We start from the raw sequence: 15,687 nt of genomic DNA, 5'->3' as shown, positions 1-15,687 counted from the left end.
GTGTTTTTTGAGTAAAACTATTTTTCTTTCAATGCCACCCAGCTTACTGTCGTACCCTGAAATTCACAGCGGCCTTCATCTAATTTTCCAAATTCTCCCAATGAGAAATAGCCTATCATTGGTTTGCCCCAAGTAGATGCCAGTCCTTCTATTTCTGTGGAGATCAAAGGACCAAAAGTTCCCAATCTTCCTACGCAGGAAAAGACCATCAAGGCATCGGCATCCGGCATCTCCTTTTCTTTACAAATCCTAGTGGTTTCTACCACTTTGTCAATGACATCAAAATCCGGCGGCAGAGAAAAACGGAATTGATCTCCCTCCTTTACACCCCCTCCAATCATGACGGATTGATCGGCAGGATTAAAAAATAGCGCGGGTTTCATGATCGGGTTTCCTGATGCTCTCTCAAACTGTAAGGGATAGCCTAGGTCGGTTGGAATAAATCCACTTCCTTCTGAATTTTCCCTTACTATATCCTTCCCTAAGAATCTTTGAATGACCTGCATCGCCGGCTCATGGTCAATGGTCAGTGCCCAGTCACCTTCACATTTCGTGATTTTTTTCATCGTACCTACCGCCTTCCAGCCTGAAACTGCCAGACCGCTGATCGCAACCTTGTCCTGATCAAGAATAAGTGTAAGCAAGCCTCCTTTACTTGATGAATCATTGGTAAAAAGGACCCCTGAAAAATCAGCCGGATCACCGGTGCCGCCACCCGCGATCATGATATCATGGCCTGCCGCATCCGTCAATCCTCTAATTAGCTCATCGTGGGAAAGCACATTATTCACCGGTGCAATGATGAATCCTGGATTTGAAAAAGTGGTCTTCCCGGATATGCCTGCATGATAGGCGGCTTCGTAGACAGACGATCCCTCGTAACCGTTCATTACTATTTTGAAGTGGTCTGATTTTATGTCCAAGAGCAGGATCAGGATATCCTCTTCCGTAATTCCGTCTTCGGAAAATTTTTGGAGGGAGGTTATTCCGAAAATTGCAATGCCCTCTTGCTCAAAAATAGCGTGGAGTGGTTCCGCATCATCCATCTTGCTTATGATGATGAAGGCTAGGGTCGGTTTGAATCCATCCCCTTTGCTTTCATCCAATGCCTTTTGGATTTCTTTTGGCGTTTTCCCATGGATTGATTTTGCTTTCATCTCATTTTTCTTTCAAAGCCACCCAACAGCATGCTGTAGAATGAAAGTTTTGACCACAATTTTTTGCCCTTCCAAATTCCCCGTAAGTAAAAAACCCTGCCATAGGACTATTCCATATCTCTGCTAATCCTTCATTTTCCATAGTCACCAGCGGCCCGAGAGCCGGTTCTCTACCTGCACAAGAAAATATCAACAAGGCGTCTGCATCCTGGCCCAATTCCTCCCTGACCTTACTTGCTTCATCGGTAATCTCCTGAACAATATCAAAATCTGGAGGTATGGCAAACCAAAACTTTTCCCCCTCAATCATCTCCATATCCATGACTAGCGCATTTTCTTCATAGTCAATACTCATGGGTGATTTGATAAGAATATCCTCCCCGTTATCCCTTTCCACGATGAAAGGGTAATAGAAGGACAGCTCGTTCAGTACATCGAACTCCCGGTTTTCCCCTTCCTTTCCCTTGCCCAGGTAATTCAGGTACATGTCCACTGCAGGCTTATCGTCAATGGTATAAAGAAGCTTTCCCTTGCATTGGGTCACTTTCCTCGAAATCCCCAATCGTTTCCAGCCCGTAATGGCCATTCCGTTGAATGAGACTCTATCAGCGTCCAAAACTATAGCGATAAGGCCATGGTCTGTTTCTTGGTTTTTGGTAAAAACTGCCGTGCCTGTTAAGTTAAAATCATCCCCAGCCATTCCCCCGAAAAAGATTTTTTCCTTCCCTAATGCTGCTGATAATTCATGGACTAGGTCTATTCCGTCGAATAATTCTGAAGAAGGCGTTACACCTGTACTGCAAACTATCAGAGAAGGATTGGCAAACAGGGAAAGGGCAGAATTTGCCACTTTTTTGGCAGTCTCCTCCATGCTTTCCATTCCGATTTCCTCGAATAAGATGGAATAAGCATCCTTTGCCAAATCCAGCAATAGGATAGCAATTTCACCACTGCTTTGATTACCGTTTACAAACTCTCCACAGGAAGTAGCCCCGAAAATGTCAATGTTATGTCGGGCAAGGATTTCACTGACCGCTTTTCTATCCTGTTTGACGGACATAAAAACGAAAGCAACTGTTGGGGTAAATCCATCAACCAAAGAGGTATTCAAAGCAAGTTGAATTTCTTCAGGCGATTTCCCGGAAATGGATTTTGCTTTCATTAGACCAGTCTGATTTTAAAAGTTGTGCCCTCTGTACTTGAAGACTCTATTTTTAATTCCCCTCCATGCGCTTTCACAATATCATAAGATAGTGATAATCCCAATCCAGTCCCAGAACCTGTTGGCTTGGTGGTGAAGAAGGGTTGGAAGATCTTGTCTTTGATCGAGTCGGGAATGCCCGAACCATTATCCGAAACGGATATTTCTACCCCATTTTCGGTCCTACTAGTCCTGATTTTTACTTCAGGCTTATACCCAACGTCACTCTGAGCTTGTCGAAGGGTTGCATTTTCAGCACAAGCGTAAAAAGAATTGTTCAAAAGATTGAGCAGCACCTTCCCCATGTCCTGAGGGATGACTGACACCTTGGGCAAGTTTGGATCAAATTCTGTTTTGAGTTCGCAGGTAAATTCAGGCTCTTTAGCTAAAAAGGATTGGTAACTTAACCGCAAGAATTCATCTGCCAAAGCATTGAGATTAGTTGGCTCTTTCGTTCCAGTTCCCCTTTTGCTGTGCTCCAGCATGCTTTTTACAATGGCATCGGCTCGCTTTCCGTGCTGGGTTATTTTTGAGAGGTTATCCTTCAGGTCTCCCTTGATGGCTTTGACTTCTTCCCAATCTTGTTTTTCGATTTCCTGATCGAGTTCGTCCAGCAATTCATTGCTGACTTCGGAGAAGTTATTCACAAAGTTCAGCGGATTCTGAATCTCATGGGCGATGCCTGCGGTTAGCTCGCCAAGTGAAGCCATCTTTTCTGATTGGATGAGTTGGGCTTGGGTGGATTTGAGATCTGAGTAGGCTTTTTCGATTTCGCGGGCATGTTCCAGTTCTCTGGCTTGGGTACGCTCCCGCTCCTTCTTGATGATACGGTTTCTCAAATACCGATCTGTACCAAAAACACCCGCAAGGAAAAGTACACCATAAAGACTATAAGCCCATATCGTATTCCACCATGGCTCTCTAACCAAAATGGCCAATGTGGCGCCTTCTTCATTCCACACACCGTTGTTATTGGCGGCCTTTACTCGGAAGATATATTCTCCGGGCGGAAGATTGGGATAATAAGCACTCTGCAACGATGAGATTTCCCGCCAGTCATTATCAAATTTCTCCAGCTTATAAGCAAAGCGATTTTTCGCCGGGTTGCTGAAGTGCAGTGCAGTAAACTCGATCGAAATGTTGTTTTGATCATGTGCCAACGCGATCGACTCTGTTTCATATATCGGTTTGCTAAGGAGGGAGTTTTCTCCGACAACAAGCGATTTGTTGAACAATTTGAAATCGGTAAGGAATACTATGGGAGGTTTTGAGTCTTTCCTGACGGATTCGGGATCGAATACAGTGATGCCATTAGAACCTCCAAACAGAAATTTCCCATCACTTGTCTTCAAGTAAGACCTATCGGCAAACTGTTGGCCCTGTATGCCCTCATCGATTGAATAATTGTAAAACTTCTCGGTTTCGACATCGAAACGGCTCAATCCCTCAAATGTGCTGAGCCAGAGCGACCGGTTTTTCTCATCTGCGATAATTGCCTGAATGCTCATGGAAGGCAGGCCATCATCAATAGTGTAGGTCTTGATTTTCCCGGCTTTCACATCAAAGCGGCTCAAACCTCCCTGCCAGGTACCTACCCAAACAGTTCCAGAAGGGTCTTCATAAAGCGCATTCACGTCTTGCGTGAGCAAAACGTCTCCCTTGTAGGGATCGCGCCCCATCCGGTTGACCCGGTTAGACTTGTAGTCGTATAGAAACAGGCCATCATTTGTAATAATCCAAAGGCCGTGCATTTGGCTTTCAATGGCCTGCGTAGCGGACCTAATGCTGTTTTCATCACTGGGATCGATATCAACCTTTGCTTTCTGAAATTCAACATCAGCTCCATTTTTTCTATATATCCCCTGCATAGTGAATGCCCACTGATACCCCTGCCGATCATGTAGAAAATACTGGATGAGCGTATTCGACGGAATTCCAGGAAGGTTGATTCTTTTCACTTGATTGCTCGGGTAGCTAAACTGAAAAAAACCGTCATTCGAACTGAAAATGATCTCTCCGGGCGAATGCTCGATCAGGCCAAAGGCAGTATTTGTTCGCGGAAGGATAGTCTCATAGGGCAGTGGTTTGATTTCATTTTTTAGTAAATCAACAATATTGAATCCACCACCCGAAGTCGTGACCAATACTTTTCCATCTTTAAGTTCATGTATGTTGTTGACCCAGCCGCTGGTCAGGGACAAGGGGTCATCCCGCCGATTAGAATAAGACCTGAACATCGCCTTTTCTTCATACTTAAACAATCCAGTTGAATTTGTTCCGATCCATAAAGATCCAAAGGAATCCAGGGCAAGCGTATTGACTGCCGAATACTGGAAGTCCCGACTCTCTGTGTCATCCAAACCAATCATCTCCTTGGTTTTGGGGTCAAACTTGAAGATACCACGTTCTGTGCCCAACCAGATTGTCCCGCTCCTGTCGATCACCAGATTGTTGAAAAAATAGCTGCCCAAATCATTGGCAGCAGCCACTATTTCCAATCGATTGGTCTGAACATCGATCCGAAACAACCGTCCCACATTGGTAACGCCCCAGACATTTCCATAATCATCCCCACGCAATTGGGTATCAAATTCATTGCTTAAGAAAACGCTCCCTGGGTCCGGTTGCGGATTGAAATTGACCAGAGTGCCCGAACTATCTAATTTGTATAACCCACTATAACAGCTGACCCAGACTCCGCCTTCACTATCGGCGGCCATGCTTTTTACATTATTGATATTTAATCTCTTTGACGCCGGAACATTTTTCAATTTTTCCTCTTTTTCATCAAAGTAGAGCAAGGAAGAGGTGATGGTTTCCCCGTAGTTGGATGTCAATCCAAAAAAAATCCTGCCTGACTTATCCTCCACAATGTCGACAATACCTACCTCAATATTCACTTCCGAATCAAATAAATCCCCAAAGGTAAAATTGCGGAATGATTGTGTAGATGGATGATAAAGGTTTAAGACCCCTGGCTGTGAACCCACCCAAATCCTGCCCTTGCTGTCTTCGAAAAGTGACCAGACCACCAATCCATTGATAGATCCTGGATCATTGGGATTTTGGTAAAAGCGTTTGAAACTGTATCCGTCAAAGCGCGCCAGACCATTGATGGTTCCGATCCAGACATATCCAAATTGGTCAACAATAACCTTATTTACCTGGGTGCCGGGCAATCCATCCTTTTCGGTGTACCAATTCAAGTTATTGACGGAAAGTTGGGAATAGGCTGTTTGGGTACACATAAACGCAAGCATGAATAGCGCCAGCGATATCTTATGTGAAAAATCATCGAGTGTTGATCTCATTTTTCGGTTGGATTAAAAGGTAACAAAATTTGAAAATCAGTTCCCTCGCCGACCTTAGTCTCCAACTTCAACTCCCCTCCATGGGCCTTTACAATATCATAAGATAAGGATAATCCCAATCCAGTCCCTGAACCAGTCGGCTTGGTAGTGAAGAATGGTTGAAAGATTTTGTCTTTGATGGAATCAGGCACTCCATTCCCATTGTCTTTCACACTAATCTCAATTTCAGCCCCCGATAGTTGGGTGGAAACAATGATTTGTGGTTTAAATCCCTCACGATTATCCTTTGCTTTTTCATTGACCGCATAGAAAGCATTGTTAATCAGATTGAGCAGCACTCTACCCATGTCCTGAGTTACCACTTCCAGCTTGGGAAGATTCGGATCAAATTCTGTTTTGAAGTCTGCCGAGAAGCTTTTGTCCTTTGCACGGAGTCCATGAAAACTTAAGCGCAGGCATTCATCGGCCAATTGATTCAGGTCGGTGAGTTCCTTCTTCCCTTCAGATTTTCGGCTGTGTTCCAGCATTCCCTTGACGATGGATCCAGCTCGCTTTCCGTGATGGTTGATTTTGGTAAGGTTGTCTTTCAGATCTTGAAGAATAAACTTGATCTCTTCCAAGTCTCCTTTTTCGATTTCTCCCTGAGCCTCGTCTATCAGTTCGGCACTGACTTCGGAGAAGTTATTGACAAAGTTTAGCGGATTTTGGATCTCATGGGCAATGCCAGCGGTCAGCTCTCCAAGCGAGGCCATTTTCTCCGCTTGTACCAGTTGAGATTGGGCGGCTTTCAATTCTGTCAAAGCCGTTTCTGCTCTTTGCTTTTCCTCTTTCAATTTCAAAAGGTCAATCCTAGCCTGAGTCAAATCCTTAAATCGTGAATAGGCTAGGGAGAAAGCTGTAGCGGCTCTCTTCAGCAAATCCCAGCTTTCTTGGGAAATTTCTCCAGCCGAAGCAGCTCCAATCGCTCCGTGAGAAAACTTATACAAATGATAGGTTCGGTCCGGAATGTCTTCTCCATAATAGCCTTGGAGAGGTTTGGAGTTTTCTTCACAATAGCGAATCCATTCAAGGCGGTTTTTGCCGGTCATGACAATGGAGGACTTTGTCTCAGATGACTCAAATAAGTCAAGCATTTTCCTGCCAACCCAGGTTGCCGAAAGATTGAGGGCAAAGTGATCCGAAACGAGCTTGGTCTTTCCTTTCCGGATATCCTTGATGGCATACCAGCACTCTGATAGATCTGAACCTGGATCATGAATATAGATACTACTGGTCTCCAATTCCTCCACGCCTAAGGTTCCCATTTCCTGGCGGAGCACCTTCGCCACTTCTTTCAGTTCCTCAGGCTCTTGCATGGCCAAAGCTCGGGCACGCACCCGTTCTAAAGCTACTTCAATCTGGGCTTGTCTCGCTTGTGCTTCGGCTACTTTCAGGTCATTGAAACGGGTAAAGGTCAGGTTGAAAGCATAGGCAAATCTCTCGAGAATTTCCATGGATTCCCTTGGCTGCTCATCCGGGGAAGCCATACCGATAAACCCTTTGGCAAAGTAGGCGAGGTATTGGATTCTGCGGGTCTGTTTTTTCCCATCCTTAAACGGAATATTAAGGCTGGTCAAGTAGTCAATATATTCCTTGAGCTCTTTTCCCTGAATATCCACCACGGTGGATTTTTCCTTCCTTCTCCATCCCTCGTACATTTTTGTGAAGCTGGCATTATTCAGCAGGTCAGTGGTATAGGCCGTGCTGATTTTGCTGCCATCTTCCTCGGTGGTCCAGAATTCGGTTTCGCTGGAATTGTCCTTGATGATTCCAATATAGAGGCGATTGGGTTCTATCCCCAATTGGATCAATTGCTGGAAAAGGATCGCGGCAGTTTCAGCTAATTCATCCGACTTCTGCATGGCTAGGGTACGGCTTCGTACTCGTTCTAAGGAAGCTTCAATCTGCGCTTCTCTGGCCTGTTCTTCAGCTTTCTTTAGGTCATTAAATCTGCGGTATGCCAGACTGATTGTAGAACTAAACCGGCGAAATACCTTTAACTCTTCCTCTGGCACCTCTTGGGTGGTTACCAAATAAATTGACCCTTCACTAAACATCGGGAAGTATAAGTGCAATTCGTCTCCCTGGTTATTATTAGGTATGGCAATCTGATTGGTCAGGTATTGGTAATAAGTTTTGATCTCATTTCCACGAAGAACTCCGTGGTATTCTTCCTGTCTCAACCAATGGGAATAGGTTTCTTTCAGCAAAGGATTTCCACTCATGTCAATGGACCCTTTGACATTGTAAGTTTCTCCTGCTGCATTTTGGCTGGCCGTGGACATGATAGCCATTGTATGATTTTTCGTCAACAAACCTGCTCCACAGCGTACAATTTTCGACTGGATCAGACCACTGAGTTGTTCATAAAAAGAACGGATTGTTTTTCCGAGATCCTCTGTACGATGCATAGCCATGGCTTGGGCTCTTACACGCTCCAATGCAGCTTCAATTTGTGATTCTCTAGCCTGTGCTTCGGCTTTTTGGAGGTCAAGGAATCGGGTATAGGTCTGGTCAAATACTTTGGTAAAGCGCTTGAAAATGTCATACGCTTCGGGAACTTGTTCATAGGTGATGAACAGAATAAATCCCTGATTGAATTTACATAGGTGATTGATCTGATAGGTCGGTAATGAAAGCCCAAGCCTTTCAATTTCGTCAAAAGTGGGCTTCAGGTCCGGGAAAGATTTCATGTGGGTATAGTGCTCCTCCAAGGCTTTACCTCCAACCTCCTGAACCAACATCGTATTATCACTCAGAATGAATTTTCTCATCTCATCAAAAGACGCCTCTCCCCAAAGGCGAAGCTGAAATGGGGTTTGAAGGGTGCCTTCACTACTCATGCAACAGGTGGCCGTTTTTTTATCCTCTGCCAGAATATTATACCCACAGCTCCATGCTGGGATGCCTAATGCCTGTATTTCCAAAAAAAGCAGGTTGGCCACTTCAGGCAGCTCGGCACTGCTTTGCATGCCCATGGTACGGGAACGGATTTTTTCCAAAGCTGCTTCGATCCGGGCTTCTCTGGTCTGCTTTTCAGCTCTTTGAAGATCAAGGAAGCGGGTGTAGGTTTGTTGGAAAACGGAGGCAAATCTTTCCAGCAGGCTAATGGTTTCCTCTGGTAAGGGAGTCGAGGTGGTTGTGCCAATCAAACCTTGAGAAAAATAAGCAGAGGATAAAAATCTTTGCTCTTTGACCAATTCCGGGTTCACAGGCATTCCTAAAACTGTGGTAATGTATTGGACCCAATCCTTTACCTCATCCCCTTTTAGGTTGATTACATCGGACTTTTTCTTCTCTTTCCAGGCTTTAAACATTCCTTTCAAAACCTGGTGATCCTGAAACTTAGTTATAAAGCTTTTTTCAATCAGATGACCATCTTGAGTAGTGATCCACCATTCAATGAGATTTTCCTCCTCTTTAAAAATCCCCAAATTGATTCTTTCAGGGGTATTGCCAAGAATCCGAAGTTGCTCGAAAAGGACAGCAGCAGTTTCTGCCAGCTCCTCACTTTTGTGCATGGCCATGGTCCTTGCCCTGACTCTTTCCAAGGCTAATTCGATCTCGGCTTCTCTTGCCTGTGCTTCGGCTCTTTGAAGATCAAGAAAGCGGGTGTAAACTTGTTCAAAGGTTTTACCAAATCGTTTGAGCACTTCATTTTCTTCCTCTGAATAAGGAGTGTTTGAGTAGTTTTGGATGGCAAGCGAAACATTTTCCATGAAGACTACAGCCCGGTACATACCCGGACTATCAAAAATTAATTTTTGTCTTGCTGCAGGAATATTTTTGATATGCTGGAAGAAGTGCCGGAAAAATTGATTTTTATCCTCGTAGGATAACTTCTGTGTAATAAATGATAGCCCTCTTTTCTTTGCTTCCTTAATTGAATTAAATAAAGGACTGTCAACGTACGGAATATTCAGCAATATGGAGTAGGGCTGACCGGGTGCTGCTGCCCAAAGGTTGAGGTCATCGTTATCCTTATAATTAGGGTCAAATTGCGCTGAGTCAATTTTGAAATTTAATAAGCGAAATTGCTCAAACAATAACTGAATAACTTCTTTGAGTTCTTCACTCTTGTGCATGGCCATCGATCTTGATCTAACTCTTTCCAAAGCTGCTTCAATCTGAGCTTCCCTTGCCTGTGCTTCTGCTTTTTGAAGATCGAGAAAGCGTGTGTATGCTTGGTTGAATGCGCCAGCCATTTTTAATACAATGGCTTTGGTGTCTTCATTGGGTGAATCGACCAGATCGACACCTAGCAATCCATTAGATATTCTGGCACAAGCCGTCCATTGATGGGTCAATGCTCCGGTTGATAAAGCCTCTTTAAGAATATTGGCAATTGCTTTATCGATTTCTTCAAACTCCCAGACAGCCTTCTTCAGTTTTTCAAGTGGGTAATCTGCTACGAAGTAATCCAGGTCCGTTTGGAGCAAGGTTTTAAATGGAAATCCCAGCATTTCATACTTGGTATAGTCGAAATGAATTGTATAGCTGGTTTGGTCTCCAATATTTCCCGGGCTTGAAAAATCCCAGGCTTTTACCCATCCATCCTGACCAACCAGGTAAAAGGTAACCCCCGAGAGTCCTTGAATCTGTAGCCATTTCAGCTGAGCGAGTAGTTCTTTATTTACGTTATTGAGGTCATCCGGATGGTGCATGGCCATAGATTGGGCCCGAACCCGCTCCACAGCTACTTCAATCTGAGCCTGCCGAGCTTGTTGCTCTGCTTTTTGAAGATCCAAATACCGTCTATAGGTTTGGGAAAACTGCGAACTGAATCGTTGGGTGATTTGAATTAATTCAGGGTTGAATTCATTCGGGCTGAAGGCATAAAAAAACCCATGCTCGAATATGAAACAATGCTGGATCTCCTTTTTGGGTAATTTTTCCAGAGGGATATGGATTTTGTAGTCGGGTGCATTATTCAGCATCTGGTAATAATCCATTAAATCCTGTCCTTCCAAGACATATTGATGAAAAGGAACTTGCTCTTTCCAAGCCTTCCGGGCCTTTTTCAATAATGGATGGGAAGTCATATCCAGATTTCCGATATGCATTTTGACTTCTTCTCCATCCCTTCGAGCTGTCCAAAGTTGGTTGTTCTCGTTATTGTGATTTAAGATTCCAATACCGAAGCGCGTTCCCTCGTCTACGCCCAAAAAAGTGAGTTCTTCAAACATTTTTAGGATACAGGCCCCTATATCTGTACTGGAATGCATGGCCATTGTCATCGACCGAACCCGTTCCAAAGCCGCTTCAATTTCGAGCTCCCGGTTTTTTTCAACCAAATCGGCCGTTTTCTCTGCTACCAGCCGTTCAAGTTCTTCCGCTTTTTGTTTCCAGTTTTCTATGCCCCAAGTGTCCTTATCACTTTCTACTTCCTCAGGCTTGGAGCCGTGCCAATGGATTACTTTCCATTCGGTATTGCTGTAATTCAAGACTGTAGAAAACCGCATGTACATCTCTAACTCTTCAGATTCAGTCTTAACTATCAAAAAGATGTCATCGGCAAAAACTGCGGTATTTTCATCATCAGAAATAAACCTATCCATAGGTTCATGCCTCCAAGAAATATCCAATCCTTCAGCTTGCTTTTTTTGAGTTTCAATCAGAGAGATCAACCCTTGGCTTCCTATTACTTTTTCATCGATGGCTGTTCCAAAACCCATTACTCTTTCATCCACCAACTTTTTTATCAGGCCAGGATTATCTCCTTCAAGTCCTGTTTTCATGAATTGGCGGAAGGTTTTTTCCAATAATTGCCTCTTATTTTTCTCCATCGGATGCGTTGACAACTGGTAAAGTGATTTTAAACTGGGCACCGCCTCCAGAAAGATTAATGGCTGTTAATTCCCCTCCATGTGCCTTGATGATATCATAGCTCAATGAAAGTCCGAGCCCGGTGCCTTCCCCGGTAGGTTTGGTAGTAAAAAAAGGTTGGAAAATTTTATCCAGGATATGCTCTGGGATACCCTTTCCGTTATCTGAGACGCAGATTTCTAGTTGGTTTCCTTCTTTGCGAGTGGATATAGACACTATTGGTTTAAAATCCGAGTTCTGAGTTTTTCCAAAATCATGGACTGCATAGAATGCATTATTGACAAGATTTAGCAGGACTCTGCCAATATCCTGTCTGACTATAGAAATCTGGGGTAGAGCTGTAGAAAAATCTGTTTTAAAATCGGCGGAAAAGGATTTGTCTTTGGCCCGAAGCCCATGAAAGCCGAGTTTGAGGCATTCATCGGCAAGCGCATTGAGGTCTACCAGTTCTTTTTTACCCTCACTTTTTCTGCTGTGTTCCAGCATTCCTTTGACGATGGAGCCAGCCCGTTTTCCATGATGGTTGATTTTGGACAGGTTGTCTTTGAGATCCTGAAGAATAAATTTGATTTCTTCCAAATCGCCTTTATCTATTTCTTGCTGCGCTTCATCAATCAACTCCCCACTTACTTCGGAGAAGTTATTCACAAAGTTGAGCGGGTTCTGAATCTCGTGGGCAATCCCAGCGGTGAGTTCACCCAAAGAAGCCATCTTTTCAGACTGGATCAATTGGGCTTGGGCGGATTTCAATTCGGCCAGTGCTTCCTCAGCCTTTTTCTTGGCTTTTTTGATCTCCACCAAGTCACGTTCTGCTTTTTTCAAATCCTCAAATCGGGCATAGGCCAAATCAAATACCCCGGCAAATCGGGCAAGGGTCTTGACTGCTTCCTCAGGAGGATTGTGAACTTCACCCGGAAGGCTATACCCAATTTCTCCTTGGGAAGTTCTCGCCATGACAAAAGTGAGTCCTCCGATGTGCTGGATATCTTCCAATGTAGGTGAATTCGGATCCACCAATTCAAAATCACCCAGAGAAATCATTTTGTCTACATAGACCATTGCCGTTTCCACATCCATTGGAAATACCAAGGTGGGTTCTTGACCTTTTTCCCAATTTGCCACTAATGGAATATCGCCATGTATGTGTCTGGGCAGGGTCATGATCATCCCCACTTGGCTTCCGTCGCCTGAGGTCATAGCCTTTTCGTACTTATCCGGCAGCCAGCGCATGTACCAAAAATAATCTGCTGCATGGCCTAAGGAGACAAATTCCTTTCTAATACTGACCATGATGTCCAGGAGCTCAGTGGATTCCTGCATGGAGGAGACTTTTGCCCGTATTCTCTCTAAGGATAATTCTATCTTAGCTTCACGTGCTTGCTCCTCTGCTTTCTTAAGATCTTCAAATCTCTTGTATGCAATCCCAAATACTTTAGCAAAACGGATGAGGGTTTCTAGAGATTCTTTAGGGGGCTCGGGAACTTGTCCTGGTAGGCTGAATCCAATTTCACCGTGGGAGGTCCTTGCGATTATAAAAGTCAGTCCTCCTATCGCTAAAATATCTTCTTCCGATGGCGCATGAGGGTCTACTTGCTCATACTTGCCATAGGTATTCATTTTTTCTATATAGTCCCAAGCTTCTGGCCCATTAAGGTCTAAGACAAATAGGTTGGAATCACTCTTTTCCCACTCAGCCAATCTTGGAATATCATCATGTACAAATTTTGGAACATTGATTACCATCCCGATTCGGTTGCCATCTTCTGAGGTCATGGACATCTCATACTGCTCAGGAGTCCACCGCATATGCCAAAAATAGTCTGCTTGGTATCCCAATGAGACAAACTCTTTGCGCATTGTGACCACGATATCAAAGAGATCGGATGACTCTTGCATGGAGGTTACTTGGGCCCGGATTCTCTCCAAGGATAATTCTATTTTAGATTCGCGGGCTTGGGCTTCTGCTTTTTGAAGGTCTAGAAAGCGGGTATAGGTTTGTTCAAATTCTTTGGCAAAACGCTTGAATATTTCATGAGCCTCCGGAGCTGGCACCAGCGTAATGAACAATAGGTAACCGTACTTGAAATAGGCCACATGGTCTATTTGGGAATCCGGAACTTTGGCTACTCCAGCTGCTATTTTTTCTTCCTTATTGTCATTGGTAGAAAGCGTAGCTAAATATTTATAGTGTTCCTTAATCCGTTCTCCGCCGAATTCCTCAATCAACAGAGATTCCCCTCGCTGCCCAGCCTCGTAGTACTTGAGAAAGATATTTTCTCTCGGAGTTCTGTAGGTAGGCAAAGTGCCTTCTAGATTGCTAAACCACTCCAGAGAATCGTTTTCATCGTAAATATTGAAGGCGCAGCCCCGGGTAGGTATACCCAAGTCTACCACTTGCTTGTTCAACAAATAGGAAACTTCTGCAAGCTCCTCACTGCCTTGCATGGCCATGGTCCTAGCTCTAACCCTTTCCAAAGCAAGTTGAACCTGAGCTTCCCTAGCTTGGGCTTCAGCTTTTTGAAGATCGAGGAAGCGGGTGTAGGTTTGGTTAAAAACCGAAGTAAACCTGTCCACTATTCCGGCATGGGCTTCCGGCAAAGGAGATATGCTACTCGCTATCAGACAACCAAAATCATCAGATGAGATGGTCAGATGAATGGATTCTACAGCAGCCATGTCAGCTTTGATAAAATCCGGCAATTTGGCGAGTTCAGTTTGTGAAAAAAGGTATTTATCACAACTCTTTTTTTCCTCCCCCTCAAGCAGGTAATGCCACTTTTTACGTTTGGTCCGCCAACCTTCCAAATAGGCTTGATGGGAAGGGTGGGGGTTATTCTCCACCAAAAATCCATTATTGGAAAGCAAGCCTTCTTTGCCAGTGAGGTACCAGGTGATGCCTAAGGTCTCGGGATTGACGGTCAGGATGAGGCATCGATCAAGTTGCGCATCGAGTTTGACCAACTCTGTAAATACCACATAGACCACTTTGCTCAAATCCTGAGAGGTATGCATGGCTAATGAAGTGGCTCTTACCCTTTCCAGTGAGGCCTCAATTTGTGCTTCCCTTGCTTGGGCTTCAGCTTTTTGAAGATCCAAAAAGCGGGTGTAAGATTGCTCAAAGACTTTACCGAACCTTTTCAGGATCGCATTATCTGCTACAGAGAACGGAACGCCTGCCTGATTGATGATAAAAATGCTGGTATGCTTCGACACTGCGCAAGACCTAGTATATGCTGTCTTTGCTTCCAGCGTCTTTTTTTTCTCCTCAGTGCTCAGTTTCGACCAAGGTTCATGTGTAAATAGAAAGGCGAAAAACTCCTCTTTTTCTGCTGCAGAATATTTCTCTGTGAAGAAACCCGGACCTTTTTTTATCCCTTCGAGCAGGTTGGTGTAGAATGGCTTTTCAAATCGTGGAATATGGACTTCATTCGAGGTGTCTGCCGTTCCCCCAGCACCCCAGCATTTGATTTCATTATCAAGCTCACTATTGATCACGATAAAGGATCCTCCAAAAATGGAGAGGTTCAATTTGAGCAATTCTTCATGCACCGTATGAATGACAGATTGTAATTCACTGGTTTGGTGCATGGTCAAACTTTTGGAGCGAACTCTCTCCAATGCCGCCTCGATTTCAAGCTCCTTTTTTTGTAGCTCCAGTTCAAGGGTTCTTTCTTCCACTGCCTTTTTGAGGCGCTCGTTTTCGGCTTTGACTGCATCCAGGCCAAAAGCTTCTCCTTCTGCAGCTTTTAGATCGGGAAAAGAACCATGCTGGTGGAGGATTTTCCATCCTTCCTCCGTTTTCTCCAATAAGGAAGAAAGGCGAAATGGAGCATAATAAACCCAGTCTTCTTCTGCTTTGACGAATAGATCTCCGATCTCATGAACCATCACATGTGGATCATAGGTGATGACTTGGGCAGTCTTATTTCTAAAATCAGCCATACCCACCATCTGGTCAAATATCCTGCGGGTATAGTCCACAATCTGTTTTTTATTCTCCCAGATTTCCTCTTGGGTGGTGCCTATGTTTCTGTAATGGTCTGGAATATAGGAAGCCCATTTTTCCAAATTTCCTTCAAAATAGCTGTTCCAATAGTCCTCCATCAATTGGAGAATCTCTTGTTCTTCGCTTGGGCTTAGTTTCATAATCGAT

General features: G+C 44.2%; 5 protein-coding genes. All 5 read right to left on the bottom strand.

The annotated features are described in order from the left end of the window. Positions 1-17: 17 nt before the first annotated feature. From DFQ04_RS08295 to DFQ04_RS18485, 5 genes are read right to left on the bottom strand one after another with little or no spacing between them, the layout of a single operon-like run. Positions 18-1,157 carry an FIST N-terminal domain-containing protein gene (locus DFQ04_RS08295; RefSeq protein WP_133554692.1) on the bottom strand — a complete coding sequence of 380 codons (1,140 nt, stop codon included), beginning with the start codon at positions 1,155-1,157 and terminating at the stop codon, positions 18-20. A 1-nt stretch (position 1,158) separates the two neighbouring features. After that, the gene (locus DFQ04_RS08290; RefSeq protein WP_133554690.1) at positions 1,159-2,319 is read right to left on the bottom strand and encodes an FIST signal transduction protein; all 1,161 of its coding nucleotides are present in this window, start codon (positions 2,317-2,319) and stop codon (positions 1,159-1,161) included. Next, on the bottom strand, positions 2,319-5,669 hold the full coding sequence (locus DFQ04_RS08285) for a sensor histidine kinase (RefSeq protein WP_133554689.1): 3,351 nt from the start codon (positions 5,667-5,669) through the stop codon (positions 2,319-2,321). Before DFQ04_RS08285 ends, DFQ04_RS08290 begins: the two co-directional genes overlap by 1 nt. Beyond that, positions 5,666-11,494 carry an ATP-binding protein gene (locus DFQ04_RS08280; RefSeq protein WP_133554687.1) on the bottom strand — a complete coding sequence of 1,943 codons (5,829 nt, stop codon included), beginning with the start codon at positions 11,492-11,494 and terminating at the stop codon, positions 5,666-5,668. Before DFQ04_RS08280 ends, DFQ04_RS08285 begins: the two co-directional genes overlap by 4 nt. Next, positions 11,481-15,680, bottom strand: a complete 4,200-nt coding sequence (locus DFQ04_RS18485; RefSeq protein ID WP_133554685.1) for an ATP-binding protein — start codon at positions 15,678-15,680, stop codon at positions 11,481-11,483. The genes DFQ04_RS08280 and DFQ04_RS18485 overlap by 14 nt, the downstream gene beginning before the upstream one ends. Positions 15,681-15,687: the final 7 nt, after the last annotated feature.

The sequence above is a fragment of the Algoriphagus boseongensis genome (assembly GCF_004362805.1).
Classification (GTDB): Bacteria; Bacteroidota; Bacteroidia; order Cytophagales; family Cyclobacteriaceae; genus Algoriphagus; species Algoriphagus boseongensis.
Note: the sequence above shows the minus strand (reverse complement) of the source record. Positions and strands in the feature narration are given on the sequence as shown.

What these genes read in the sequence shown, in the direction of transcription:
- DFQ04_RS08295 (WP_133554692.1), bottom strand. Translation starts at nt 1,157, where the DNA reads ATGAAAGCAAAATCAATCCATGGGAAAACGCCAAAAGAAATCCAAAAG.
- DFQ04_RS08290 (WP_133554690.1), bottom strand. Translation starts at nt 2,319, where the DNA reads ATGAAAGCAAAATCCATTTCCGGGAAATCGCCTGAAGAAATTCAACTT.
- DFQ04_RS08285 (WP_133554689.1), bottom strand. Translation starts at nt 5,669, where the DNA reads ATGAGATCAACACTCGATGATTTTTCACATAAGATATCGCTGGCGCTA.
- DFQ04_RS08280 (WP_133554687.1), bottom strand. Translation starts at nt 11,494, where the DNA reads ATGGAGAAAAATAAGAGGCAATTATTGGAAAAAACCTTCCGCCAATTC.
- DFQ04_RS18485 (WP_133554685.1), bottom strand. Translation starts at nt 15,680, where the DNA reads ATGAAACTAAGCCCAAGCGAAGAACAAGAGATTCTCCAATTGATGGAG.